The organism is Lactococcus petauri (assembly GCF_002154895.1).
Lineage (GTDB): Bacteria > Bacillota > Bacilli > Lactobacillales > Streptococcaceae > Lactococcus > Lactococcus petauri.
Map to the genome: position 1 here is coordinate 183,337 of NZ_MUIZ01000002.1, position 26,549 is coordinate 209,885.

Here is a 26,549-nt window from a genome sequence, read left to right on the forward strand (position 1 = left end):
GAGATGGAAAAGAAACAGCATGAACTTTTAGACCTCGCGACTTATGCTTTTAATAAGCCCCGAAGTAAGGAGCGAGAAGAAGCGTTTGATAAACTTTTAAGTTTTTCAAAACCATACAGTTACTGGGAAAACGATGAGCTATCCTCTATGATTATCGATACCTCTTTTAGGGTCTATTGGAAGGATGCAAAGCTAAAGATGTCGGGAATTGGTTATGTTGCCTCTTACCCAGAATTTAGAGGAAACGGCAGCATTCGTAAACTCATGACCGATATTTTAGAAGACAACTATGAAGCTGGCACCGCCTTAAGCTATCTGGCTCCCTTCTCTTATCAGTTTTACGGACAATTTGGTTATCATTACGCTTTTGACCAAAAAGCATATACGATTCCTGCACAAGAATTTCCTAAAGGCAAAAAAACAGTGGGTCAAGTGCAGCGCCGCACTGTAAGTGAGGAGCTTTTGGAAGAAGTGGCTCAGGTCCATGATCAAGTCTATAACCAAGGTTCACTGGTCCGTCCACAACATGTTTGGGAATACTATTTCAAATATAAAGCACAGCCCTTCTTTGCGACTTATGAGGAAAATGGCAGAGTCCTAGGTTACTTAATTTATGAATTTGCAGGTACGGCTTTTGTGATTCGTGAATGTATTACATTGACCCATGAAGCTCAAGATGCACTTTATCGTTTTGTCTCAAGCCACGCTGCAAGTTTTGAAGTTATTAAATGGACTGCTCCTTCAAATGTATATCTTGAACATGATCTGGCTGAACCGTCTCGTATACAGCTACAGCTGCAACCTTATATGCAAGCTCGTATTGTTAATCTGCAAGCATTTTTGAAAGTGAACGGTCAGCCTGAATTTTCTGCCCGTATTGTTGATGATATTTTGCCACAAAATAATATCTGTGTTGGCCCTGAGACAGCCCAACCAGAGGAAATGACCATTGGAGTATTTACTGCCCGTGTACTACGAGAAAATAAAGCCATTCTTCGTGAATATTTTTAAAATAATCAAACTAAACACCGAATCTTAACTTTTTTTGTAGATTTGGTGTTTTTATTAATTAAAACTAAAAAAATAACACGATTTTGTTTCTAAATTTGTAACATGTTTCAGAAATCAGCCAGAAAATTAAAGTTTTTAATGGTTTGAAGAAAATGAAAGCGCTAAAAATAAGGGTTTCATTAAAAAATACTTGTTTTTTCGCTTAATATTGTTTGGACAAATTATATTTGAAATCGCTTTCTGAAACCGCTATACTATTGGTATAGATAAAAAGAAGGAGATCATAGAAATGGCAGAAAAAGTTATTGCATTAGCCTGTGCAGCAGGTATGTCAACATCATTACTCGTGACAAAAATGCAACAAGCTGCACAAGAAGCAGGAAAAGATTATGAAATCTACGCAAAGTCTGTAGCTGAAATTGACAACATGTTGTCTGGCTCAGAGAAACCAGATGTATTGCTTCTCGGTCCGCAAGTGGCTTACATGAAAAATGAAGTCATCAAAAAAGCAGCAGCAGTTGATGTTCCTTGTGATGTGATTAAAATGCAAGATTACGGCATGATGAATGGAAAAAATGTTGTAGCAGCCGCTGACGCATTAATGAATGGATAAAGAGAATTTGTAGAAATTCTAGATAAAGAAAGGAGTATTATGGGAAAACTAGGAATCTCGATTTATCCGGAACGTTCCAACTTTGAAGCTGATAAAGCCTATTTAGACTTAGCGCACCAATATGGTTACACCCGTGTCTTTACCTCACTTTTAGAAATCAAAGGAGATAAGGAAGCAGTTCTTGAGGGCTTTACGAAAGTGATTGCTTATGCTAATGGTCTTGGTATGGAAGTCATGGTAGACATTAATCCCGCCTTATTTGAACAACTTAACATTAGCTATGATGATTTAAGTTTCTTTGATGAAATGGGTGCTGATGGTATTCGTTTAGACCTCGGATTTACAGGAGCTGAGGAAGCACGTATGACGCGTAACCCTTATAATCTTAAGATTGAGATTAATATGAGTCAGGGAACAAGTTATGTGGACAGTATCATGGATTACTCGCCTAACATTGAAAACTTACTTGGCAGTCATAACTTCTATCCTCACCGTTACACAGGTCTAGCGTTTGATCATTACGTGAAATGTACCGAGAAATTCAAAAAGTATAATTTAAATACTATGGTGTTTGTTAATTCTCATGAAGCAACATTTGGACCGTGGCCCACACAAGATGGCTTATGTACCTTAGAGGATCATCGTGACTTAAGCTTGAAGACACAAGTAAAACATTATAAGCTTTTAGATGGTATTGATGATATTACTATTGCTAATGCTTATGCGAGTGAAGCCGAGCTTAAAACAATGGCAGAAGTTTTCCATGCGCAAATGCCAGAACTCAAAGTTGTGCCAAGAGCTACGATGACGGAAAATGAACGAAAATGTGTCTTTGAGGCTACGCATAGTTATCGTGGCGACCGCTCAGAGTACATGCTACGTTCAACCATGACTCGCGTTATTTACAAAGACTTGGATTTTCCGCCACATGACACAGATACTATAAAACCAGGCGATGTGATTATTGACAATGATGGATATGGTCAATATAAGGGAGAAACCCAAATTGCTCTGAAGGAAATGAAAAATGACGGCCGGGTCAATGTTGTTGGACATGTCGCGGAAGACGAAATGTTCTTACTTGACTTTATCAAGCCTTGGAGTTCGTTTAAATTTATTGAAAGTGATGAGCTATAATTTATAACCTTATACGCAAATAAATTAAAATTTTAGGAGGAATTCTATGAACGGAATTACGATGTGGATGGAGAAATATCTCGTCCCAGTAGCAGCAAAAATCGGGTCGCAAAAGCACCTGGTTGCCTTGCGTGACTCATTCATTGGTATCCTGCCAGCAACACTGACAGGTGCCCTTGCAGCGATGGTATCAGCCATCGTCACAACATTCCCACAGTCCATTCAACAAATGGTTTTGGGTCCAACCAAGTTTTCCCAACTCGCACCAGAAGATGTTTGGACGCTTGCTAATACACCAATTATTGGCGATTTGAATAACATTTCAACACTTGTCAACCAAGGGACTTTGACAGTTATTGGTCTTATCTTTGCTTTCTCTTGGGGTTACAATTTGGCCCGTGCTTATGGTGTCAATGACCTTGCAGGTGGTGTTGTAGCAGTTGCCACTCTCTTTGCTGGTTTGCCAAACCAAATGCCTAAATTCTTGGATGCATTAGGTGTGAGCGATGCCGGCGTAGCTGCAACAGACAAAATCAATGGTGTATTGACTGGTCAAGGTCTTGCAGCATGGAAGCCACTTTTTGCTGCCGCACATATGGATGCTGGTGCTTACTTTACGATTATCATTATGGGTGCCCTTGCGGTGATTATTTATGCTAAACTTATGTTAGCAGATATCACTATCAAGATGCCTGAGTCAGTCCCACCGGCTGTAGCAAAAGCTTTCCTTGCGATTATTCCAACGATTGCTGCAATCTACGCTGTGAGCTTGATTTACTATGTTATTGATAAATTGACACATGATTCTGTAATTAATTTGATTACACACTATATTGCAGAACCCTTCCAAATTCTCTCACAAAATATTTTCTCAGTTCTTATTGTTACTCTCTTCGTTTCAATCTTCTGGTTCTTTGGACTTCATGGACCAAACGTCTTGGCACCTGCTCTTGATGGGATTTGGCTTCCTCTTGGTCTTAATAACCAAGCCCTTTACTTCCAAGTTCACTCAGACGGTATTCGTGACTTAGTAGCGCGTGGTGCGATTGATAAAGCACATGCGATTAATGGTGACTATGTCAGTCTTTGGGTTCGTGGTTCATGGGATGCCTTCGTCTGGTTTGGTGGTTCTGGTGGTACAATTACCTTAATCCTTGCCATTCTGATCTTCTCTAAACGTAAAGATTATAAGACAGTAGGACGTCTTGGTTTAGCACCAGGTATCTTCAATATTAATGAACCTGTACTCTTTGGTATGCCAATCGTACTGAACGCCATCTTCTTTATCCCATTTGCAATTGCTCCATTGGTAGCGGTTATTATCGCTTATGTTGCAACAATGCTTCACTGGGTTGATCCAGTTGTCAGTGCTGTGCCATGGGTTACACCACCAATTATGAAGGCCTTCCTTGCGACAGGATTTGACTGGCGTGCAATTATCTTAGCAATTGTCAACTTACTTGTAACCTTTGCTATTTGGACACCATTCGTTATTGCAGCAAACAAGATGGAAGAACCTGAATTATAAAAAACAGAAAGGAACCCAATGATTATTGTTAATGTAGCTATGATGCAAGAAAAAGTAATTCACCTTCTAGAAGAAAATGGATTTACTTATAAGGAAAAAAGGGATTGAAACTCTATTTTCTAGGTCCGAATAGCGACTTAGCTACGGATGCTCAAACTGCAAAACGCTTAATTAAACAAAGTTCATTTGGTTCAGCATTATTCTTTAACGTCGAGGAGGTTTAAATATGGCTTGGATATATGCATTACTTAGTTTGTCACTCTTACTTCTAGCTTATCAAAACTGGAGTTTTGGAGGTACACTCTTTATTCTATCTGTGGTCATGCTTATACTTGCACGACAAAAGAAGAAAAAAGAAGAATAATAAAAAAGACTTGCTCCGGCAGGTCTTTTATTATGTTTGACTTTAAAGCAGAAGCGTTATAAGATGAAAGAAGTGAACATAGGCTTTATGATTTGAGGCAAATCTCATTCTTTGACTATATACCCCTAAGGGTATATAATGGATATATCAAAAATTTGAGGAGAGAAATATGCGTTCAATCCAAATGAAACAATTAAAAGAGAAACTCGGTCAAGTTGCACTGATTGATGTTCGAGAAGAGGATGAATATCTCGAAGGACATGTGCCAACAGCAATCAACATACCCCTGAGTGTTTTAAAGCAAAGATACTTAGAGATAGAAGATGAGAGCTATATTATTTGTCAAAGCGGTATGCGGTCTATGCGCGCTTGTCAATTCCTAAAGGCACAAGGAGTGGCAACTACGAATGTTACAGGTGGTACTCTGTCTTGGGATCAAGAATTAGAAAAATAAGAGGAAGAAAATGACGAAAAAATATCTTATCGTTGGGGGCGTTGCCGGTGGCATGAGTGCAGCCACTCGATTACGCCGTTTAAAAGAAGATGCAGAAATTATTGTTTTTGATAAAGGACCGTATGTTTCTTTTGCAAACTGTGGGCTCCCCTACTATCTCTCTGGTGAAATCGAATCAAGAAATAAACTTATCCTACAAACACCTGAAAGTCTGGCACAGCGTTTTAATTTAGATGTTCGTCCTGATTCTGAAGTGGTTTCTATTGAGCCGGATAATAAAGAAATTACTGTAGTATCGAATGGGATAAGCTACACGGAAAATTATGATGCATTGATTTTGTCACCTGGCGCAAGTCCTTTTATTCCGCCTATAAAAGGTTTAGCGGAAGCGGACAATGTCTTTAGCCTACGTAACATTCCTGACTTAGATAAAATCACAAACTATATGGAAATGGAGCACCGCAAGCAAGCATTGATTATTGGCGCGGGTTTCATCGGTCTAGAGATGGCTGAAAACTTACGAAAACTTGGTTTAGAGGTTACAATCATCGAAAAAGCCAATCATGTTTTACCAACTCTTGATCAGGAAATGGCCGTTCATATTGAAGAAGAGTTGACACATAATGGCTTGAAAGTACTCACGGGTGTGTCTGTTGTAGAGTTCCAAGACCAAGGAAAAACGGTTATTCTGGAAAATGGCGACAGTCTTAGTACGGATGTGGTTATCCTTTCTGTGGGGATTCAAGTGGAGTCAAAACTTGCTGCTGATGCGGGGATTAAGCTTGGAATGAGAGGAGCAATTCTTGTCGATGAGCAATATCAAACATCTGTGCCTGATATTTATGCTGTGGGAGATGCCATTCTTGTTAAAAATCAGATTACAGGTAATGATGCACTTATCTCCTTAGCAAGCCCAGCTAATCGCCAAGGACGTCAAGTTGCAGATATCTTAGCAGGATTACCTGTTACAAATAAAGGGAGTATCGGAACAGCTATTGTTCGAACTTTCAGTTTGACAGCTGCCTCTACTGGACTTTCAGAGAAGCAGACACAAGATGCGGACTTAAAATATAAGGCTGTGCATATCACAGCTAATGATCACGCAGGTTATTATCCTGGCGCAAGCTCTATTCTTCTCAAACTTATCTTCAATCCAGAAAGTGGTCATATCTATGGAGCATCAGCAGTTGGGCAAAAAGGTGTAGATAAGCGTATTGATGTTTTGGCAACAGCGATTAAAGCAGGGATGACGGTTTTTGATTTACCAGAACTTGAATTGAGCTATGCGCCACCATTTGGCTCTGCTAAGGATCCTGTGAACATGATTGGTTATGCGGCTATGAATATTGCTATGGGCTTGTCAGATAACATTCAGTGGCATCAGCTCGAAGCAGAACTTGCCCAAGGTAAAGTACTCTTAGATGTGCGTCAAGAAAATGAAGTGGCGCGTGGTGGTTTTAAAGAAGCGATAAATATACCATTAAACGATTTACGCCAAAGTATGGACAAATTAGATAAAAATAAAGAATACATTGTCAGCTGTCAATCAGGACTTCGTTCTTATACAGCTGAACGTATCTTGAAACAAGAAGGCTTTAAAGTAGAAAATCTTGATGGAGCTTATGGCTTGTACAGTAAGGTGAAGGACATTTAACTCAAACTGAACGAAAGGATTATTTTAGGATAGTCCTTTTTTCTTATTGAAATTTTTAATGAATTTGTAGGCTGCTTATGGTATAATATTAAAAAATATTTGTTAGATTTGGGGAAGTCATGAGACTTGAACTATATGAAGAAAAGCCAGAAGAAGCGAGTGCAGCTCTTGCTCAGGTTTTTGAAGCCTTTAGTAAAGAAACAGAAGAAGCCGAGTTGCAAACAGTACGCTATAACTTAGCTGAAGATGCGGACATCTTTGCGCATCATCCTGTTGTCAATCAAGCAATGAAAAAAATGGAAGCGGCTTTGCCTTTGATGTTGGTAGATGGAGAAATTATGACGATTGGCGCTTACCCTGATATGGAAGATTTGACGGAGATTACGGGTTTGAGTTTTCAAGATATTAGAACACGAGAATGTCAGTGTGGCAATTGTAACTGTGGAAAGGGATAAAATGATCGAAAATTTTCAACGACCAAGCAAGGAAGAATATTTTAAAGAAATCGTCGAAGTTGTAGCTAAACGCTCTACCTGTACGCACGCTCAAGTTGGTGCTCTTCTCGTGACTGCGGATGGGCAAATTCTTTCGACAGGCTATAATGGTTCTGTAGCACTTATGCCGCATTGTACAGATGTAGGGTGTCTGGAAGATAAAGACGGACATTGCATTGCGACTGTTCACGCGGAGCAAAATGCAATTGCCCAAGCAGCAAAGCACGGTGTTTCACCAGAAGGAGCAATTCTTTATACGACTTTATTCCCTTGTATCGCTTGCTTGAAGCTCGTCTTGGCATCGGGTGTAAAACATATCAAATATATCAATGAATACCATGCTAAAAATCCTTATGAGGAAGAGTTGATTGAAACTTTAGGTATTCAAGTTGAAAAAATATAAAAATCCAGAATCATGCTGGTTTTTTTATTTTAACGTAAAAAAAGGTTCCCTAAGTTTATCTGTAAAATTTATTCTTACTTGAGCTTTTTATGTCTGTTTTTGCTAAAATAAATGAATGGGAATAAAATACAGTCAAACACATAAAGTCGCTTTTTATGAGAGCGACACACGAGGTAAGATGAAAATATCAGATCTTCTTGCCGTAGCACTTCAAATTTCGGGAGAGCAGTCTTATACGTTAGACCGTAGCGACACATGGATTTGTGATAACTTCAATCTATTTTGGGCTGTTATCGAGCACGAAGTTCAGGTTCATCGCTTACCCGAGTTTAATGACCAGATTACAATTGAAACAGAAGCCACGTCTTACAATAAATTCTTTTGTTATCGTGACTTTATTTTCAAAAATACAGCTGGCGAAACCTTAGTAAAAATAAGTTCAACTTGGGTTTTGATGAACAAAGATACACGTAAGGTAGAACGTGTTGTTGATGAGATTGTGGCACCTTATGAGGCACCAAAAGTCAGCAAAATTGTTCGTCCTCACAAATATCTTACCTTGTCTGATCAAGCGCAATGCAGCCTAGCTTTTCCAATTCGGTTCTCTGATCTGGATATGAATGGACATGTGAACAATGCTAAATATTTCGACTGGGCTGTTGATCAGTTGGACTATGATTTCCGTATGGCATACGAACCTAAAAAAATATATATTCGCTATAATCACGAACTCCTTTATGGCAATCATGAGTTTATTCATCCTGTTTTTGAATTTCAAGGAGACACCACTTGCCATATTATTAGGAAAGATGGTGTAGATAATGCTAATATTGAGATTGAGTGGTCAAAAATAAGCGAGGAGAATGAACGAAAATGAGAAAAGGTTACAAAAAATATAAAGGATATCTGATTGATTTAGATGGCACCATTTATATGGGCAATCATCGTATTCCTGCAGGGGAAGACTTTGTTCATCGTTTGCAAGAAGCGAAAGTTCCTTATCTGTTTTTAACAAATAATACGACAAAAACCCCACGAGTGGTCCAAAAACGTTTGGCTACCCAGTTTAATATTGATACACCTTTAGAAACTATCTATACAGCAAGTGCAGCTACAGTCGATTATATGAACGATTTAGGCTTGGAGAAGACTGTTTATATTATTGGTGAAGATGGCTTAAAAGAAGCAATCTATGAAGCAGGCTATAAAAAGGATCGTGAAAATCCAGCATATGTTGTTGTTGCTTTGGATTCTGACTTGACATATGAAATGCTTGCTTTGGCAACTCTTGCTATACATAAAGGTGCGAAATTCATCGGAACAAATCCTGATTTGAACCTTCCAAGCGAACGAGGACTTTTGCCAGGAGCGGGCTCTTTGGTTAAAATGATTGAAGCAGCCACACGTGTTCAACCCACCTTTATTGGAAAACCTGAGGCGATTATTGCAGAAAAAGCGGTGGAAAAAATGGGCATTCCTAAAGAAGATCTTTTAATGGTTGGTGACAACTATTTGACAGATATTCGTACAGGGATTGATAATGGTATCGACAGTTTGCTTGTTACAACAGGATTTACAAAAGCTGAAGAAGTCCCTGGACTTCCAATACCACCAACCCATGTCGTTTCAAGTTTAGAGCATTGGGAAGTTTGAGATGCGTGATCGCCTGATTTTCACGAGTCTTATTTTATGGGGCATTGCAGCAGCAGTAAGTTTAACCTTACTTTTGGCTGTCCCACTCTTTTACATAGATATTCATTTGGAAAATTTGACCCAGATATCAGGACTTTCAGCAGAAGTGCTAAGACATAACTTTAATGTTCTGATGACTTATCTGGTTAATCCATTTGAAGGTGTGTTACAGATGCCTGATTTTCCGTCGTCTCCCGATGCTTTACAGCATTTTAAGGATGTAAAAAAGCTCTTTATGCTTGCCTTAGGACTCACGCTTGTCTTGAGTCCCGCGCTCATTTTATTTTTGAAAGAACATTTAGCCATTCTCTATCACAATGGCCTACGTTTTGTGATGGGAACTCCTTTGTTTATTGGTTTGGTTGCTGCCTTGATTGGATTTGATAATTTTTTTATCTATTTCCATGAAATTTTTTTCCGAGATGACACCTGGCTCTTTAATCCCGATACAGATCCGATCATTAATGTCTTGACGGAGAACTATTTTATGTTCACCTTTATTCTATTTGTCGTCCTTTTTGAATTAATTTTTTTCCTCCTTTACTGGTCAGGAAATAAAAGACTACAAAAGAAAATTTTCGGAAAAACCGAACAATAAGATGTAAAACTGATATAAAATCAGTTTTTTTTCTTTTGTTTTTATCAATATGCGTTAAAATAAATAAGGAAGGTTTGGTTTGCAGAGATTTTTATCGCCAAACTAGCGAGGTTGTCCATAACGGAAACTCGGTCGGTATTCTGTAATAACAAATGAATAAAGAGGCATTCTTATGAACACAATGGTTCCAGTTTTTGATTACGAAGATATCCAACTTATCCCTAATAAGTGTATTATTAACAGTCGTAGTGAAGCAGACACGTCAGTTAAGTTGGGGGATCACACTTTCAAACTTCCCGTTGTTCCAGCAAATATGCAAACAATTATTGATGAAAATATTGCTGAAATGTTAGCTAAGCAAGGTTATTTCTATATCATGCATCGTTTTGAAGAAAGTACACGTAAAGACTTTATTGAAAAAATGCATGCTCAAGGTTTGATTGCATCAATTTCTGTAGGTGTTAAAGACAATGAACGTCAGTTTGTACGTGAGTTGGCAGAAACAGCAACAATTCCAGATTATATTACAATTGACATCGCGCATGGTCACGCCAATTCTGTTATTGAAATGGTACAGCTCATCAAGCGTTTGATGCCACAAGTTTTTGTAATTGCGGGGAACGTAGGAACACCAGAAGCTGTCCGTGAGTTAGAAAATGCTGGTGCTGATGCAACGAAAGTTGGGATTGGCCCAGGTAAAGTTTGTATCACTAAGGTAAAAACAGGATTTGGTACAGGCGGTTGGCAGCTTGCAGCTTTACGCTGGTGTGCAAAAGCAGCAAGTAAACCAATTATTGCTGATGGTGGTATCCGTACGCATGGTGATATTGCTAAGTCTGTTCGTTTTGGTGCAACAATGGTAATGGTTGGTTCACTCTTTGCTGCTCACGAAGAGTCGCCCGGTAAAACTATTGAACAAGATGGCAAACTTTTCAAAGAATATTTTGGCTCAGCAAGTGAATACCAAAAAGGTGAACACAAAAATGTTGAAGGAAAGAAAATTCTTTTGCCACACAAAGGTGCATTGAAAGATACACTTCAAGAAATGCAAGAAGATCTCCAAAGCTCTATTTCTTACGCCGGTGGACGTGATCTTAATGCATTACGTAAAGTCGATTATGTTATCGTGAAAAATTCTATTTGGAACGGTGATTCATTATAAAAGATAAAAACTGTCTAGTGACAGTTTTTTTATTTATATTAAATAGTAGAAAGTTAATTATTTTTGAATCCAAGTAGAAGATGATGTAGAATGTTAGTAAAGATAGAAAAAGAAAGCAGGGAGAGATATGAAAGTACTTGTTGTTGGTGCAAATGGAAAAGTGGCGAAACATTTAGCCAAAAACCTAAAAGACTATCCTAAACTTCAAGAAAAAGCTGTTATCCGTAAAGAAGAACAACAGGAATTTTTTAACCAATTAGAGATTGAAACTATAATCTTGGATATTGTCAATAATTCAATTGAAGAATTTGCTGCAGCAATGTCTGACGTTGATGCTGTTGTTTTTAGTGCCGGCGCAGGTGGTTCTGGATTGGATAAAACAATTATGATTGACTTAGATGGAGCGGTTAAAATTATGACGGCAGCCGAAAAAGCAAAGGTCAAACGCTTTGTTATGGTCAGCACTTTCCGCGTGGGAAGAGAAGAAATTACACGACAAATTCAAGAAGATTCTTCGCTTAAGATTTATACGATTGCAAAGAATTATGCGGATGAATGGCTCAAAACACGAACAGAGTTAGACTGGACAATTATTCATCCTGGAATGCTTACAGACAAAGAAAGTACTGGTAAGGTAGCATTAGCAAGTCATGTGGAAGCAGGAGGAATTCCGCGAGAAGATGTGGCTAAAGTTATTCTGGAAACATTGGTAAATGACGTGACCATCAGAAAAGAATTTGAAGTGGTCAGTGGAGTTACTCCGATAGATGAAGCCGTCAAAAATTTAAAGGATTAAAAGAAATGAACGTGTGACTTAAATCACACGTTCACTTTTTTTACATGAAGGTCATACTGTTGCTGATAATATTGGGCAATTTCTTGACTACCAATTTGATGAAATATTTCTAATGCTTGAAGCATCATCGTATTTCCAGCCTTTTCATCTTTGAAGCGATAGGTCCAGAAACCTTTGGAGAGGTTAAGGAGATTGCGCAAAAACATCGATTGTACGAGTTCTAGTGATTCAACCCGATTGAGAATGTGTGCACTGTATTCTTGGTAGCCTTTGCTTGCTAAGAGTGCTATAGCACGACAGCATGCACAAACAAAAATTTCCAGATATTTCACGGAGTTAAATATTTTATGCTTTTTTTCTAAGAGGAATAAGTCAAGAATATATAAAATATCGCGTATGCTTAATTTATTCATTGTAAAGTAAAATACATAAAGCTCAATCTGGCCCCAAACTTTGATATCATAGAGATAATCTGTGATTGTATCAATATTTTCTGAACTTAATTCACTATATGAAGCTTTTGCTGCTAAGGAGATATAAGGATAGCCTGCTTCAAAAGCGACTTTATAGAGATTGTCAAGTGCTTTTTTATCTTGTTTAAGAAAAGCCATCTCGATTTCCTTTAAAAGGGCTTCTGATTCATTGGGTGCATAATCGTTTAAAAGGTATTCGTATTCCTCAAGCCCAATCCCCATCAGTTGCAAAGCTTGTACGACTTTTTCAAAATTCATCATGGTTTCAGCTCGCTCAAAACGAGAAAGGGTGGCTTTTGAGATTCCTATAGAAGAAAAGTCAGATAAGGAGATATGTTTTTGCTCACGTATTTGTCGAAAAACATATCCAAATTTTTTATATACCATAAAATCTCCAGTCATTCATAGTGGCAGTTATAGCTATACTATCAGAAAATGCAACAAAAAAATAAAGTGTTATCAAATACGTGACGATAAAGAATATCGTTGCTTTTATGCAACGATATGAAAAGATAAAATTATTTATTATATTATAATATATTGTAAGAAGCAGAAGAAGAAAAGCCACTTTTCTTTTTCATCAAAAGGATAGAGGTGAAGATGATGGATCTTATCAAAGAAATACTGGGGCCTTATTTTTTTGCCAAATTATTTTTGATTCCGGCAATCTTAGGTGGGATATTTCTCACTAAAAATATCATCCATCGCAGTAAATACGCTGAAAATCCTTACTCTGCCTTTTGGTTCTATTCGAGTAATTTTACATTATGGTTTTTTCTTTTAAAATTACTATTTATTGAAATAGCTCAGGGCGGTGCTTATGGTTATTTACTGAGTGATATTTCGCTCATTTTTATTGCTATTGCAGTCGATTATTGTATTGTTACGCATTATGAAAAAATAGAATATGCTATGCTTCCGCTGTTTACAATTTTCTATCTGTTTTATATTTACAACTATGGTTTTCATTGGAAGTCGATTTTATTAGTTACCTTATCTCTGGGTCTTTTTTGGCTGACGCTCTATTTTATTGCCAAAAATCAAACGGCTGTAATGCAAAGTTACGGTAAAATGATGCTGATAGGTTTAAGTCTGGTTGTTTCTGTGCAGCTCTTATTCCTTTCCGAATTTGCTTTTAGTTTGATACATTCATTAGAAATTTTCTGGAAAACATTTATACTCCTTGTGATTGCCAAGTTTATTTTGTTGGATATTTCTTCTATTGTAGGAGAGTATGCAAAGTACAAACGATATACTTATATTGATGCACTAACCAATGTATATAATAGGAGAAAATTTGAAGAAACGATGGATGAAATCCTCGCCAGTGATCAGATTTCCAAATTTTCATTAGTCTTTTTTGATATTGATAATTTTAAACACATTAACGACCATTATGGGCACAGCTCAGGTGATTATGTATTAAAAGAAATTTGTATGATCATCAAAAAGTATTTAAGAGAAACAGGAGAAAACGGGCAACTTTTCCGCTATGGTGGTGATGAATTCTTTCTTCTTTTTCGCAATCGCAAAGGAGAAGTCGTACGTGATATTATGGAGCAGATAGCCAAAGAAATTTCCGAATATGTCTTTCACGCGAGTTCTAACACTATTAAAACATCAATTTCTGTCGGGGTGGTTGAAATTACGGATAAAGTAACACGTGACCAAGCCATCTATCGTGTTGATAAACATTTATATATTGCAAAAGAAAACGGGAAAAATCAAGTTTACTTTAAATAGAAAAAAATTGATTTTTCTCTTTTTTTTGTCTATTTCATTTTGTTTTAAGAAAGTTTTTAAGTATACTGAAGTTGTAGGAAACAGGAAGGTGTGCTTTTACATTAAAGGAGTATCAGATATTGCAAAAGGAAGAATTAAACAAGGAACAAACCGAAGAAAATTACAGTTATTCCGATCTGTTCTTTGAAAAGGGACATTGGCTTTTAAAAATTAAACAGCTCCTCATCGCTCTTTTGGGTTGGGTGTGCTTCATTGTACCGACTTTTATTACCATAGCATCATTTTTGTATAAGACTTCAAATGGGAAGTATGGCATTGCCTTTTGGAAATATTCCGAAGGAGTTTTGGAAATTAAATTTTTGTTGATTCTGCTGGCTTTCTGTGTGGTCATCACCTTTACTTATGCAGCGAGCATGACAATTATTCAAAATAACCGAAGGGAATCGGTCATTGAAAAATGGCCTACATTTGATTCGGTCTCCAGTATTGAGCGAAGAAAAAGGGGAAAGAAATTTATGGCGGACCGTTTCGGTGAAGAAGAATTCCGTCATAATGTAAAATATTTTGAAGTTCTACCAGAAAAGAATTTAAAAAATGACGAGCTTTCAAAAGTTCTAGGTAAAGATGAGGTGGATACTTATGATATCTGATATTTTCGGCCAGATGTTTACATCGGATAGTGGTCTACAAATGGTTATCACCGTGTGTTTAATAATCTTGTGTCTTTATCCCGTTATTGGTGCTTTGTTTTGGTTTTTTGGCTCTTTGAGTTATCGTTTCCTAAAAAAAGGGCGAAAAGAGACAAATTTTGTGGAACTAGCACCTGATGAGCAACCGATGATTACGATTATGATTCCTGCTCATAATGAAGAAGTGATGATTGAGGAAACGATTGAGTACTTAGCTACAATGCTCAATTATAGTAACTATGAAATATTAGTGATTAATGATGGTAGTACCGATCAAACTTTGCCTATTCTCCAAAACTTACAAGAAAAGTACGATAAGTTGCGTGTTATTAATATCTTGAAAAATCAAGGAAAGGCACACGGCTTTAACATTGGGACTTACTTTGCGAAGGGGGAATATATTTTAAGTAATGATGCGGATACAATCCCTGAAAGAGATGCGCTTATGAAATATATGAACTATTTCATGAGTGAAATCGATGTCAACACAGCTGCGGTTACAGCCAATATGGATGTGCAGAACCGGACGACTATTATGGGAAAATCGCAAACTGTTGAGTTTTCAAGTATCGTTGGTGTCATTAAAAGAAGCCAAACCGCGATCAATGATTCAATGTACTCGTACAGTGGAGCAAATACCATGTATAAAAAGCAGTTTTTGATCGACGTTGGCGGGTTTAGACAAGACCGAAGCACAGAGGATATTAGTATTGCTTGGGATCACTTAATGTATGGTGTGACACCTCGTTTTGCCCCAGATATTATTTTTCACATGAATGTACCAGAAACCCTTTCGCAGCTCTATAAGCAAAGAAAACGTTGGGCTCAGGGAGGTACTGAAGTATGGTTTACTAACTCACTGAAGTTTATCTTGCATCCCATTAAGTACCGTTATGTTCTGTCAATGTTTATAGACACGACTTTTTCCATCATTTGGTCATTCTTCTTTTTCATTACGTCAATTATATTTATCTTGGCTATGCTCTATTTCCTTATTGTAGGTAATTATGAGCGGCTTTGGCATGGATTTGCGATGTCCTTTATCTTTGTTACCTTCGAGCTTATAGCGGGCACCTTGCAGCTTTTAGCCGCATTAATCTTAGACAGTAAGGGACAAAAATTTAAATACTTTATTTTTGCTCCCCTCTATATGTTATTTTTCTGGATGGTCAATCCATTGACGATAATCACGACTTTTATACCAGCCATGAAGGCTTGTTTTGGTAAAAGTGAACACGCAGGTGCTTGGGTCAGCCCTACAAGGAAAAGCCTGAAGAAAGGATAAACTATGCTTTTAGATGTAATGTTTCTATTGACAATAATTTTTATTCTTCTCTGCTTGCTCGGAATTGTGACCAGCTATGTTTGGGCGAAACGACAAAACAGAATTTATCCTAAAACAATGGAAGATGCTGAAAATTATACTTTTTACTTTCAGGCAATTATTGATAATAAAGGAGAAAAAACTGGTTTAGAGGCACTGCTCCGCAAGTATGATGCAGAAAAACAAGAATGGGTTTTCCCAGATGATATTGATAAATTTACCTTACGTGAAGTGATTTATCTGCTTCATAAAAGTTTTGTGAAAATAAACTATCCGTCACAATTTTTAGCCATTAATATTAGCCTGAAACAACTTGCCGATCCACGTTACGAATACTTTATTCGCTGGGTCAAAGGCGAATGCTATCCGATGGAGTTGCGGATTGAAATCAATGTGGAGTTGACAGACAAGATTGGCTGGCTCATGAAATCAAGGATCAAGAAGAATTTGAAGTTAAGCCAAGACATTGGTGTTCATGTTATCCTAGAAAAAGTCGAACCAAGTAAAAAATACTTTCACAAGATCAAGTGGCTATTGAATGATATCTATGGTGTGAAAATCCCGCTTTCTAAATTTCAAAAGAAAAGTGATTCTGAATGGTTTGATCTCAACATGGGCGATTGGGTCCGTTTGATTAGAGAAAAAAACAAAAATATTGATATCACTGAGGTTGAAGATCGAGCAGGTATTGATTTAGCCGATAAATTAAAAATCGACAATCGACAAGGTTATTTTATAGACAAGCCTCATTATGAGAAATAGCTTGTTCTATTTTTTTTTGCTTAAATTAGTGCTTGAAAGTTGCATTATTTAGGAAAAAGAGTAGAATAGGTTTGAGCAAAACGATTTTAAAAAAATGTGGCGCATCTCAGACAATAATCAATGAAAAAAGGACGAGTACGGAAATGACTGAAATGACTTTTGAAGAACGCTTAAAACAGCTTCGAAAGACTTATCTTGAAGGCGATAATGAAGATAAGGAAGCTCAAGAGATGAATGCTTTCATGAGTTTATCAAAAGAAGATAAAATCAAAAAAATTGAAGCCCATTTAACAGAAATTGAAAATAAAAGAGAAGCTTTGGAAAGCACTCTCTCCAATCAAACAGATGCTCTCTCACGTGAGAATATTCAGCATCATCTGGAAGCATTAGCTGAGAAAAAAGAACTTATGCTTCAAAAATTAGAATATGTTAAAAAAGATGAATTTAGTGCTGCAAAACGAGAACGAATCAAACGTCAGTTGGCAGAACTGGAATTTAAACGTTGTCGTCTACGCATGAATAATAAGGACTGTTCAAAGTTGGACAAGAAAATTCAAGAGAAACAAAGACGATTTAGAAATGATATTTAAGGAGTTATATGCTTCAGTCTATCCTTCATGTGATCATTTTCTTGCTCGCATTAGTTTTTTCAAATGTTATCAATAAAATTTTCCCTAAGTTAGCCTTGCCTTTAGTGCAAGTTCTCATAGGGATTCTTTTTGGTTTTGGAGGTATTTCAGAATTTCTTCACGTTGATCCGGAATTCTTCCTTGGTTTCATCATTGCGCCGCTCTTGTTTCGAGAGAGTACAGAAGCAGAAGTGAAACGGATTGTTAAACACCGACATTTGATATTTGTGCTTATATTCCCGCTGGTTTTTGTTACAGCTCTTGGTTTAGGTGGCATTTTACATCTGTTTTATATGAGCATTCCTTTAGCAGCTTGTCTGGCTTTAGGAGCTGCACTAGCCCCAACGGATGCAATTGCTGTGGGTACGCTATCGACCCGCTTTGTATTTCCTCAAAGAATCATGAATATTCTCCAGGGTGAGGGACTCTTTAATGATGCATCTGGTATCGTATCCTTCCAGATTGCTGTGCTTGCACTCGTAACAGGGACTTTTTCTTTACCACAGGCAACCCTTAATTTAATCCTGTCCATTATAGGTGGCTTTGCTATTGGTATTGGGCTTTCGATTTTTAAAAATAAAATTTTAGAAATTCTTGATGATGTCGATGCGCGTGATGTCAGTGGCTATTTGATGCTGGAGTTCGTAATGCCGCTTGCAGCATTTGCTTTGGCCGAGGTTTTGCACGTTTCGGGAATTATCGCCGTTGTTGTTGCTGGTATCTTCCAGTCCAATGGTTTTCGACCAACTACTGTGTTTGATGCACAAGTGACGCGTGTCAAAAATAGTGTATGGGAAACGATTGTGTTTATGCTGAATTCAAGTGTCTTTATTTTCCTTGGGATTGAGTTGCATAGTCTTGTTTTTCCTTTCCTTTTTGATCGGACATATTCCGTTTTTTGGCTGGTTTTTGTTGTACTACTTTTGACTTTTGCCCTATTTTTGCTAAGATTTTTAATCTTATTGTCTTATTATTTGGTGACTGTCAAAGACAAGGGAGAAATCTTTCACTCTTATTGGAGCGAATTGTTATTGTTGACTTTTTCTGGTACAAAAGGGACGGTTTCCATTGCGACCATACTCCTTTTACCTCGGCTTGCTGATAATACCAACAATCTATTAATCTTTTTTTGCGCCTCAGTTACTGGCTTAAGCTTTCTTGTGAGTTTGCTGACTTTGCCTTACTTTGCAGTTGAGAAAAAACGCACGGTCAATAATTTGGCAGTTATCGCAATTTTAGGTGACGTTGTGCAAGAATTACGGGAAAGAATTACTGAGAAAGCGCAAAATGGCTATCACCTTGTGATTGCTGATTATCAAAACCGGATTCAGAAGCTCATTGTAGAGCAAGAAAGTGCTGGAATTACAGAAAATTTTAACACCTTGCAATTATTAATTATCCGTGTAGAAATTGAAGGGCTTGAAGATGCGCTGGAGAAAGAAAAAATCTCGATGCGTACTTATCGCACCTACCATCGCTACATACATACTTTGGAGCAAGATTTGGCACATGACTTGGTTTCGAGTATCCAGTTTGCCCAAGTGGTTACTTTGCGGGCTTTGAAAGTTCTAAAAACACGTATTTCTCGTTTTGACTTCCAACTTTCCCGTCCAAAAGTTGAAGATATGGAAGAAACGCGCCAAGAGATTAGTAATCTTTATTTAGATAATACAGAACTTGTTCTTGAACTTTTGGAAAATTTAGGGACAATCTATAATGCACAACTTGTTGACTTTCTCCAAGCAGAACGCTTCCGTCAAGCAGAACATATTGCTCAAGGTAACTGGAACTATGTTAATGGATTTCGTGTAGCTACAGAATTGACGAATATAGAAGAATTGATGGAAGCCTATTATTTAGAGCGTAAGGTGATTTTCGAATATGAGCATACAGGACGAATTGCGCTTAATGAAGCTAAAAAATTACGCCAAACCGTTAATCTTTTGGAAGAATATGCCTTAGCAAGCGATCACCGTTCCTTCCTTTACGATTTATTTGAGTTTCGCAAAAGAAGAAAAAGAAAATAAAAAAAGCGTGTGAGCGCTCTTTTTTTTGACCAAAAATAATTTTTTGTGATATAATAAACGTATCTTCAGGGCACCGTGAAATTCGGGACCGGCGGTTAAAGTCCGCGAAGCTGAAAAGCTTGATGTGGTGTAATTCCACAACCGACAGTAAAGTCTGGATGGGAGAAGAATAAGAAATAAGACCAGCTCTTTTTGGGTTGAGTCCGTTTTCGTCAATATTCAAAAACTCCCTTCAAAATGAAGAAATATTATTTTCTATTTTGGAGGTTTTTTCGTGTCAAATTCAAAAACACGTCGACTCACACTTATCGCAATGCTCAGTGCAATTTCTTTTGTACTGTCCTACCCAATGTTCCAATTTCCTTTGGTGCCAAGTGCAAGCTTTTTAAAGATTGACTTCACAATCTTGCCCATTTTGATTGGACTATTTATGCTTGGCTTAAGCAGTGCTTTTGCTATTCTTATCATTCGTTCGCTTTTGTGGTTACTTTTAAATAGTGACGGAGTGAATACCTATATTGGTTTACCAATGAATATTTTGACAGTTACTGTCTTTGTGCTGGTACTTTGGTTCTTTCTCCGTCACAGATTTAGCTTGCGTAACTATATTATGGCAGCCATTTTGGGGACATTGGCTTTAACTGTCTTGCAGGTAGTACTTAACTATGTATACGCTATACCCCTTTACGCAATGTTTGCTAATTTTGATATCGCTACAATGTTTCCTGGTGGTATTTCAGCTTATATTGGTGCTGTTATTGTCTTTAATATTCTACAAGGTCTCATTTTTGCAGGAAGCTTTGCTTTACTGTATTGGGCCCTCCGTGGATCAAAAGCCATCAAATTTATTAATGCTTAAACAGAAAAATAGAGCCTATAACTCAGGGCAAACTGAAAGAGAAAATGATCATGACTTCGTTAATGGTCATTTTTTTGTTTTTTTATTAATTTTTCCCTTGCATTTTTTAAAAACATCTGATATACTAATAGAAGTTCTGAAAAGGGCTGACCGAAGACAGTTGGGGACATAAGTCATAAGCATCCAACCGAGGACAAACATTTTAAACAATGATTGAACTCTCTATGTCTTTTGGTCGTGGGGATTTTTATTTGTAAAAATTCCTACGAACAAAATAAAATGGAGGTAAACAAATGAGCGATTACAAAGTAAACGAAGCAACTATTGCTAAGAAAGCTGAGTTGGTTGACGTATTTGCAGAAAAATTCGAAGCTGCGACATCTATCGTTGTTGCAAGCTCACGTGGTTTAACTGTAGAACAAGACACTCAACTTCGTAAAGAGTTGCGTGAAGCCGGTGTGGAATTCAAAGTTGTTAAAAACTCAATCTTGCGTCGTGCAGCTGAAAAAGCTGGACTCGAAGGTTTGAACGACAGCTTCGTAGGCCCATCAGTAGTAGCTATCTCAAACGAAGATGCTATTGCCCCTGCTAAAATTTTGAGCGAGTTTGCTAAAACAGCAGACAAACTTGAAATCAAAGCTGGTGTTATCGAAGGAAAAGTTACAAGCAAAGAAGAAGTTGCAGCTATTGCATCTCTTCCAAGCCGCGACGGTCTTCTTTCTATGCTTCTTTCAGTGCTTCAAGCACCTGTCCGCAACGTGGCTCTCGCAGTCAAAGCTGTTGCAGAAAAAGAAGAATCAGCTGCTTAATTCCATATGGAATGACAGTAAGCAAATTTTATATCGGCGGATTTACGCAACAAACTAAAATTTACTAGGAGAATCAAAATGGCATTGAACATTGAAAACATCGTTGCTGAACTTGAAACAGCAACAATCCTCGAACTCTCTGAGCTCGTTAAAGCAATCGAAGAAAAATTTGACGTAACTGCAGCTGCTCCTGTAGCAGTAGCAGCTGCTGGCGGCGAAGCTGCAGCAGAAAAAGATTCATTTGACGTTGAATTGACAGCAGCAGGCGACAAAAAAGTTGCTACAATCAAAGCTGTTCGTGAAATCACTGGTCTTGGCTTGAAAGAAGCTAAAGAACTCGTTGATGGCGCACCAACAATGATCAAAGAAGGCGTTGCAACTGCAGAAGCTGAAGAAATCAAAGCTAAATTGGAAGAAGCTGGTGCTTCAATCACACTTAAATAATCATTTAAGTTCAATTTAGATGCAAGCATCCAATATTTTGGATAAGATTGCAATAAAAAAACAGCCATTATTGGCTGTTTTTTTATATCGTTATGTAGTGAGTTGGCACAATTATTCCCTTGTATTTTTACGTGAGAAATTATATTTTTGTTATACTAGATTTATAATAGAAACTGATTCGAATACAAAGAGGAGTGCATATGATTGATAAATACAACTTGCCTAAGAAAGAATTGCTTTCTTTACTTATGGAGGAGTCCAAGTTAGCACCACAGCATCAGCTGCCAGGTGAAGAGATTGAGGGGGTGAATGTTACCATGCAGTTTTTACGTGACGAAACTGGTCAAGTGCGTTATCTTCCACGCCGTAAAGTGATGGGCTATGATCTTGATGGTGTAATTTTTTCTATGAAGAAAGCCATTGAATGTACCAATCAAAAGTTGGGCACTAACTTAAATATTGAAACGATGGAAGCTATTGACTATGACTTGATTTATTATGCAACAATGGATGAAGACATTCAGCGAAAAATTATCAGAGAAAGTACACCAAATCGCAAGATGGTCGAAGATTTGGCAGAAGAACATTTGAACGGAGCAGAAATAGTACTGATTACAGCACGTCATGTTTCTTATGCTAAAGAAACGATAGAATCACTTAATCGTTTCGGTATTTATTATGACAAAATTTATTTTACTGAGGAGAAACTGCCGTTAATTATTGGATTGGATATTGATTGGTTCTATGATGACAAACCGGAAACCATTGCAGCCATTAAAAATCATAAAGTACGCACAAAAGCCGTGCTCGTCTCAGCGCCCTATAACCGTGGTGCCACAGAATATGATTATCGCTATAAAGTAGGACTGGAATAACTGTTTGGAGCTTCTTGCTTGAGTGCTGAGAGAGTTTACTTTCATATTTCTGTCACAGACCAGATATGGCCTGAGGGATCTTCGATATTAATGACACGCTGGCCATGAGCAATGAAAGAAGGGTTTTCAGGCGTACCGGGAGCAACCACTTGTCCGCCATTATTAAATGCCAGCGCTAAAATGTTGTCAATATCCTTCAAATAGATTTGCAGACAAAGACCAACACCGCCTCGAGATTTCGGGGTGTTTTCTTTTACTTCAGCTAAAGTAAAGGGATAATTTTCTATTTTAAAATGACATCCATCCTGTATGCTTGCTCCGAAAACATTTTGATAAAATTTTAGCGATTGTTTGATATCTTGCACAAAAAGATTAATTGAAATTTTCATGATAGCACTCACTTTCTATTCTTTATTATTTTATTGTACAAAACGCTTGGTTGCTTTACCAATGATTTGTGGGTAATCCTCCAAGCAAAGTAGAAGAAGCTGTTCCGAAAGGAGAAGTTTACTGAGATTCAGGAAAAAATTTTTATTATATGTTGACGTTTACATTTTTTTGTGATATCATTTACTTAACTTAATAAATGGCATGTAACTGATAATGCAGGCATAACCGGATTAGATTTAAAGAATTATATTCTTTTTATTTGGTTCGGTTTTTTTGTGTTTTCATGTAGGATGCTAATACTAACACTAAGGGAGACAAACCATGAATGCAAAAGAGTTAGCACAGAGCATATTAGAACTAGTCGGAACTAATTCTAATATATCTCAGCTGGAACACTGCTCAACAAGATTAAGGTTTACTTTAATTGATGATTCCAAAGCCGATGTTGAAGGATTGAAAAAATTATCGGGAGTACTAGGAGTTGTTCAGAATGTACAGACTCAGATTATTATTGGTAATTCTGTGGTAGAAATATATAATGAGATAAATAAGCTGCGGTCAAACAGTGAGGAAGAAAAAAATACAGCAAAGAAAAAGAACATGAAGTTGTCAGCAAAAGTTTTAGATTTTATTGTTAGTATTTTTCAACCCTTGATTCCTGCCATTGCTGGAGGGGGGATTCTTAAATCTTTTCTTATGCTTTTTGCATTATTCGGCTTATTAGATAAAGCTTCCACAACTTATCAAATCTTATTTTTCATAGGGGATGCTCCACTTAGATTTCTTCCTTTATTGGTTGCTGTAACTACAGCAAATAAATTAAAATCTAATTCACTTGTGGCCCTTGCTGCAGTGAGTGCTCTATTAACGCCTGATCTAACCTCCATGTTAACAGAGGGCACACAATTATTTGGACTACCCTTAACAAATATAAATTATGCTTATCAAGTATTCCCAGCCATATTATCTGTTATCTGTTATTCCCAACTCGAAAAGGTTTTTACAAAGATAGTCCCCAAAGTGGTACGGACATTCTTTGTTCCAATGTTTAGTTTGCTCATTGTGGTGCCTTTAACTCTGTTTATTTTAGGTCCCTTAGGATTTACATTTGGTCAAGGATTTGCCTCAGTAATAATGTTCCTATTTGGTAAATTTGGGTGGATTGCCGTAGCAGTGTTAGCTGCATGTTTACCTTTTATGGTGGTTACAGGTATGCACAAGGCAATGATTCCTTATGTTGTTACATCTTTAGGACAAACTGGAAAAGAAATTATCTATAACGCCGCTTCTCTTGCGCACAATATTTCAGAATCCGGAGCAAATTTTGCGGTATCATTAAGAACAAAAGATAAAAACTTACGTTCAACGGCTCTTTCTGCAGGGATTTCGGCACTGTTTGGTATTACTGAACCTGCTTTATATGGTGTGACAATTTTACATAAACGTGTATTGTACGGGGTAATGATTGGGAGTGCTATTGGCGGTGCATCCTTAGGATTGATGGCTGTAGAAGCATATGTTGCAGTTGGTCCAGGACTTGCTACATTATCTATGTTTATATCAGAGCGATTGGCAAATAACATGCTTCATGCGGTTATTGGATTAGTCATATCTTTCATTGTTTCGTTTATTGCTACCTTTATTTTATGGAAAGAACCCACTACAGAAAAAACAAAAATAGAAAGTACAAATACAACGACTTTGAAATCGCCAGTAGAAGGAACTTTGATTCCTTTGGAAGAAGTAAATGATGATGTGTTTTCAGCTAAATTACTTGGGGATGGCGTCGCAATACTACCAAATAAAGGTGAAGTGTACGCTCCAAGTGATGCAATCATTAAAATGGTGTACAAAACAAAACACGCTATAGGCTTAGAAACAGATAATGGTCAAGAAATTTTAATTCATATTGGAATTGATACGGTTAATCTAGAAGGAAAATATTTTAATGTACATGTAACTGAAGGGGACAAAGTAAAAACTGGAGAATTGCTGGTCAGCTTTGACATCAAGAAAATTGAAGCAGCAGGATTTGACCCGACAACTGTATTTATCTTTACCAAACCAAATCCAATTAAAATAAATATAACAAAACAAAATGAAGTCAATAAATTTGAAAATTTGTTGACCATAGTATAATGAAATAAGGAGAAGATAATTATGAGTTTTAAAAAGAACTTTCTTTGGGGTGGGGCACTATCTGCCAATCAAGTTGAGGGCGCATGGGATTTAGACGGCAAAGGCTTATCGGTTGCTGATGTAGCAATGTACAAGCCTGATTTAGACGTGAGCGACTATGCAGGTCACAATAACATTACATCAGAAATGATAAAAACAGCAGTTGAAACGAAAGATGACAAATTTTATCCTAAAAGACGAGGAATAGACTTTTATCATAAATACAAAGAAGATATTGAACTATTTTCAGAGATGGGATTTAAAACCTTACGTATTTCAATTGCATGGACACGTCTTTTCCCAACGGGTGAAGAAGAACATCCTAATCAAGAGGGAATTAATTATTATAAATCCATTTTTAAAACCTTAAAAGAAAAAAATATTGAACCAATCGTAACTCTGTCACACTATGAAATGCCACTTCATCTTAGTATAAAATATAGTGGATGGGTCAATAGAAAGCTTGTTGACATGTTTGTTAAATATTCCAAAGTTTGTTTTGTAGAGTTTGGCGAATATGTGAAATATTGGCTGACATTTAATGAAATTGATAGCGTAGGACGTCATCCATTTATTACAGCTGGAATAGTGCCAGACAAATGTATAGACTATAGTTTGGAGGAAGCAGTATATCAAGCCCTTCATCATCAGTATATCGCAGCAGCTCAAGCGACAAAACTATGCCACCAATTAATTTCTGGAAGCTTGATGGGATGTATGTTGACCAAACTAACAACGTATCCAAACACATGTCATCCTGAAGATGTACTACTTTCGTTAGAACGTAATTTAGATAACTATTCTCATGCAGATATACAGATTTTTGGAAAATATCCCCGTTTGTATCTGCAAGACTTAAAAAATAAAAAGATTAATATTATAATGGAAGAGGATGACGAAAGTATTTTATCAGAGGGAAGAGCTGACTATTTAGCCTTTAGCTATTATATGTCACGAACAGAATCCGCAGATCCGCAAAAAGAAAAAGCAGCCGGCAATACTATTATGAGTGTGAAAAACCCATATTTATCATCAACCGAATGGGGGTGGCAGATTGACCCAGTTGGATTGAAAATATCATTGTTAGAGCTGTATGATCGCTATAATCTCCCTTTAATTATCGTTGAAAATGGTATGGGCGCAATTGACAATCTAGAAGATAATCATACAATTAAAGACAGTTACCGCATCGCTTATTTGAAATCACATATCGAAGAAATGAAAAAAGCTGTAGATATGGGAGTAGAACTCATAGGATATACGAGCTGGGCGCCAATTGATTCCATTAGTGTTTCGACCTCACAAATGAGTAAAAGATACGGCTTCATCTATGTCGATCAAGATGATTTAGGCAAGGGTAGTAAAAAAAGATATAAAAAAGATTCATTTTATTGGTATAAAAAAGTTATTGAAACAAATGGTGAGAAGTTAGAATAGGAGC

The 26,549-nt window shown here is 37.1% G+C and carries 28 protein-coding genes, 1 riboswitch and 1 other annotated feature; of the genes, 26 read left to right on the top strand and 2 right to left on the bottom strand.

The features are described from left to right. Positions 1-3 precede the first annotated feature (3 nt). From BZZ03_RS03565 to BZZ03_RS03630, 14 genes are all read left to right on the top strand, one after another. On the top strand, positions 4-1,011 hold the full coding sequence (locus BZZ03_RS03565; RefSeq protein ID WP_086582534.1) for a GNAT family N-acetyltransferase: 1,008 nt from the start codon (positions 4-6) through the stop codon (positions 1,009-1,011). A 289-nt stretch (positions 1,012-1,300) separates the two neighbouring features. Continuing rightward, a complete protein-coding gene (locus tag BZZ03_RS03570) occupies positions 1,301-1,624 on the top strand; it encodes a PTS sugar transporter subunit IIB (RefSeq protein ID WP_019293481.1) in 324 nt (107 codons plus the stop codon). Positions 1,625-1,663: 39 nt separating this feature from the next. Next, a complete protein-coding gene (locus BZZ03_RS03575) occupies positions 1,664-2,761 on the top strand; it encodes a DUF871 domain-containing protein (protein WP_086582535.1) in 1,098 nt (365 codons plus the stop codon). A 46-nt stretch (positions 2,762-2,807) separates the two neighbouring features. Further along, entirely contained in the window at positions 2,808-4,289 is a 1,482-nt protein-coding gene (locus tag BZZ03_RS03580) for a PTS sugar transporter subunit IIC (protein ID WP_086582536.1), read from the top strand. Positions 4,290-4,515: 226 nt separating this feature from the next. After that, complete coding sequence (locus BZZ03_RS12145; protein WP_014024702.1) at positions 4,516-4,653, top strand: hypothetical protein; 138 nt, start codon at positions 4,516-4,518, stop codon at positions 4,651-4,653. 169 nt (positions 4,654-4,822) lie between these two features. After that, positions 4,823-5,107, top strand: coding sequence for a rhodanese-like domain-containing protein (locus tag BZZ03_RS03590; RefSeq protein ID WP_086582537.1), 285 nt, complete (start codon positions 4,823-4,825; stop codon positions 5,105-5,107). A 10-nt stretch (positions 5,108-5,117) separates the two neighbouring features. Next, positions 5,118-6,761 carry an FAD-dependent oxidoreductase gene (locus tag BZZ03_RS03595; RefSeq protein WP_086582538.1) on the top strand — a complete coding sequence of 548 codons (1,644 nt, stop codon included), beginning with the start codon at positions 5,118-5,120 and terminating at the stop codon, positions 6,759-6,761. A gap of 119 nt (positions 6,762-6,880) precedes the next feature. Then, positions 6,881-7,216: an arsenic metallochaperone ArsD family protein gene (locus BZZ03_RS03600; protein WP_019335855.1), complete on the top strand. Its 336-nt coding sequence runs from the start codon at positions 6,881-6,883 to the stop codon at positions 7,214-7,216. 1 nt (position 7,217) lies between these two features. Beyond that, positions 7,218-7,658: a deoxycytidylate deaminase gene (locus BZZ03_RS03605; protein WP_004257543.1), complete on the top strand. Its 441-nt coding sequence runs from the start codon at positions 7,218-7,220 to the stop codon at positions 7,656-7,658. Positions 7,659-7,773: 115 nt separating this feature from the next. Further along, a complete protein-coding gene (locus BZZ03_RS03610; protein ID WP_019292707.1) occupies positions 7,774-8,535 on the top strand; it encodes an acyl-[acyl-carrier-protein] thioesterase in 762 nt (253 codons plus the stop codon). Next, complete coding sequence (locus tag BZZ03_RS03615) at positions 8,532-9,311, top strand: TIGR01457 family HAD-type hydrolase (RefSeq protein ID WP_019292706.1); 780 nt, start codon at positions 8,532-8,534, stop codon at positions 9,309-9,311. Before BZZ03_RS03610 ends, BZZ03_RS03615 begins: the two co-directional genes overlap by 4 nt. 1 nt (position 9,312) lies before the next feature. Then, positions 9,313-9,948, top strand: a complete 636-nt coding sequence (locus tag BZZ03_RS03620; protein ID WP_086582539.1) for a TIGR01906 family membrane protein — start codon at positions 9,313-9,315, stop codon at positions 9,946-9,948. Positions 9,949-10,120: 172 nt separating this feature from the next. Next, positions 10,121-11,110: a GMP reductase gene (gene guaC, locus BZZ03_RS03625; RefSeq protein ID WP_019292704.1), complete on the top strand. Its 990-nt coding sequence runs from the start codon at positions 10,121-10,123 to the stop codon at positions 11,108-11,110. 127 nt (positions 11,111-11,237) lie between these two features. After that, positions 11,238-11,906, top strand: a complete 669-nt coding sequence (locus tag BZZ03_RS03630; protein WP_019291910.1) for an SDR family oxidoreductase — start codon at positions 11,238-11,240, stop codon at positions 11,904-11,906. Between the two features lie 23 nt (positions 11,907-11,929). On the opposite strand, the gene BZZ03_RS03635 is transcribed toward BZZ03_RS03630, so the two are convergent. Then, positions 11,930-12,766, bottom strand: coding sequence for an Rgg/GadR/MutR family transcriptional regulator (locus BZZ03_RS03635; RefSeq protein WP_086582540.1), 837 nt, complete (start codon positions 12,764-12,766; stop codon positions 11,930-11,932). A gap of 213 nt (positions 12,767-12,979) precedes the next feature. Between BZZ03_RS03635 and BZZ03_RS03640 the strand changes: the two genes are divergently transcribed. The 10 genes from BZZ03_RS03640 (at position 12,980) to BZZ03_RS03685 (ending at position 22,540) form a co-directional block, all read left to right on the top strand. Next, a complete protein-coding gene (locus BZZ03_RS03640) occupies positions 12,980-14,122 on the top strand; it encodes a GGDEF domain-containing protein (RefSeq protein ID WP_086582541.1) in 1,143 nt (380 codons plus the stop codon). A 119-nt stretch (positions 14,123-14,241) separates the two neighbouring features. Further along, the gene (locus BZZ03_RS03645; protein ID WP_019293451.1) at positions 14,242-14,772 is read left to right on the top strand and encodes a hypothetical protein; all 531 of its coding nucleotides are present in this window, start codon (positions 14,242-14,244) and stop codon (positions 14,770-14,772) included. Further along, positions 14,762-16,096, top strand: a complete 1,335-nt coding sequence (locus BZZ03_RS03650; RefSeq protein ID WP_019293452.1) for a glycosyltransferase family 2 protein — start codon at positions 14,762-14,764, stop codon at positions 16,094-16,096. Before BZZ03_RS03645 ends, BZZ03_RS03650 begins: the two co-directional genes overlap by 11 nt. A 3-nt stretch (positions 16,097-16,099) precedes the next feature. Then, on the top strand, positions 16,100-16,897 hold the full coding sequence (locus tag BZZ03_RS03655; protein ID WP_086582542.1) for an EAL domain-containing protein: 798 nt from the start codon (positions 16,100-16,102) through the stop codon (positions 16,895-16,897). A gap of 143 nt (positions 16,898-17,040) precedes the next feature. Next, the gene (locus BZZ03_RS03660; RefSeq protein WP_086582543.1) at positions 17,041-17,487 is read left to right on the top strand and encodes a hypothetical protein; all 447 of its coding nucleotides are present in this window, start codon (positions 17,041-17,043) and stop codon (positions 17,485-17,487) included. Positions 17,488-17,495: 8 nt separating this feature from the next. Next, entirely contained in the window at positions 17,496-19,553 is a 2,058-nt protein-coding gene (locus BZZ03_RS03665; protein WP_086582544.1) for a cation:proton antiporter, read from the top strand. Between the two features lie 57 nt (positions 19,554-19,610). After that, positions 19,611-19,727: riboswitch (FMN riboswitch) on the top strand. Positions 19,728-19,827: 100 nt separating this feature from the next. Continuing rightward, positions 19,828-20,412 carry an ECF transporter S component gene (locus BZZ03_RS03670; protein ID WP_019291903.1) on the top strand — a complete coding sequence of 195 codons (585 nt, stop codon included), beginning with the start codon at positions 19,828-19,830 and terminating at the stop codon, positions 20,410-20,412. A 132-nt stretch (positions 20,413-20,544) separates the two neighbouring features. After that, positions 20,545-20,671 (top strand) — a sequence feature (ribosomal protein L10 leader region). A gap of 34 nt (positions 20,672-20,705) precedes the next feature. After that, positions 20,706-21,221: a 50S ribosomal protein L10 gene (gene rplJ / locus BZZ03_RS03675; protein ID WP_004257506.1), complete on the top strand. Its 516-nt coding sequence runs from the start codon at positions 20,706-20,708 to the stop codon at positions 21,219-21,221. A 78-nt stretch (positions 21,222-21,299) separates the two neighbouring features. Continuing rightward, entirely contained in the window at positions 21,300-21,665 is a 366-nt protein-coding gene (rplL, locus tag BZZ03_RS03680; protein ID WP_004257497.1) for a 50S ribosomal protein L7/L12, read from the top strand. 200 nt (positions 21,666-21,865) lie between these two features. After that, positions 21,866-22,540, top strand: coding sequence for a 5' nucleotidase, NT5C type (locus BZZ03_RS03685; protein WP_086582545.1), 675 nt, complete (start codon positions 21,866-21,868; stop codon positions 22,538-22,540). 41 nt (positions 22,541-22,581) lie between these two features. On the opposite strand, the gene BZZ03_RS03690 is transcribed toward BZZ03_RS03685, so the two are convergent. After that, complete coding sequence (locus BZZ03_RS03690) at positions 22,582-22,929, bottom strand: VOC family protein (RefSeq protein WP_086582546.1); 348 nt, start codon at positions 22,927-22,929, stop codon at positions 22,582-22,584. Positions 22,930-23,251: 322 nt separating this feature from the next. On the opposite strand from BZZ03_RS03690, the gene BZZ03_RS03695 reads away from it, so the two are divergent. Together BZZ03_RS03695 and BZZ03_RS03700 are read left to right on the top strand one after the other, a co-directional pair. Next, positions 23,252-25,069 carry a beta-glucoside-specific PTS transporter subunit IIABC gene (locus BZZ03_RS03695; protein WP_086582547.1) on the top strand — a complete coding sequence of 606 codons (1,818 nt, stop codon included), beginning with the start codon at positions 23,252-23,254 and terminating at the stop codon, positions 25,067-25,069. Between the two features lie 21 nt (positions 25,070-25,090). After that, positions 25,091-26,545 carry a glycoside hydrolase family 1 protein gene (locus tag BZZ03_RS03700; RefSeq protein WP_086582548.1) on the top strand — a complete coding sequence of 485 codons (1,455 nt, stop codon included), beginning with the start codon at positions 25,091-25,093 and terminating at the stop codon, positions 26,543-26,545. The last annotated feature ends 4 nt before the right edge of the window (positions 26,546-26,549 follow it).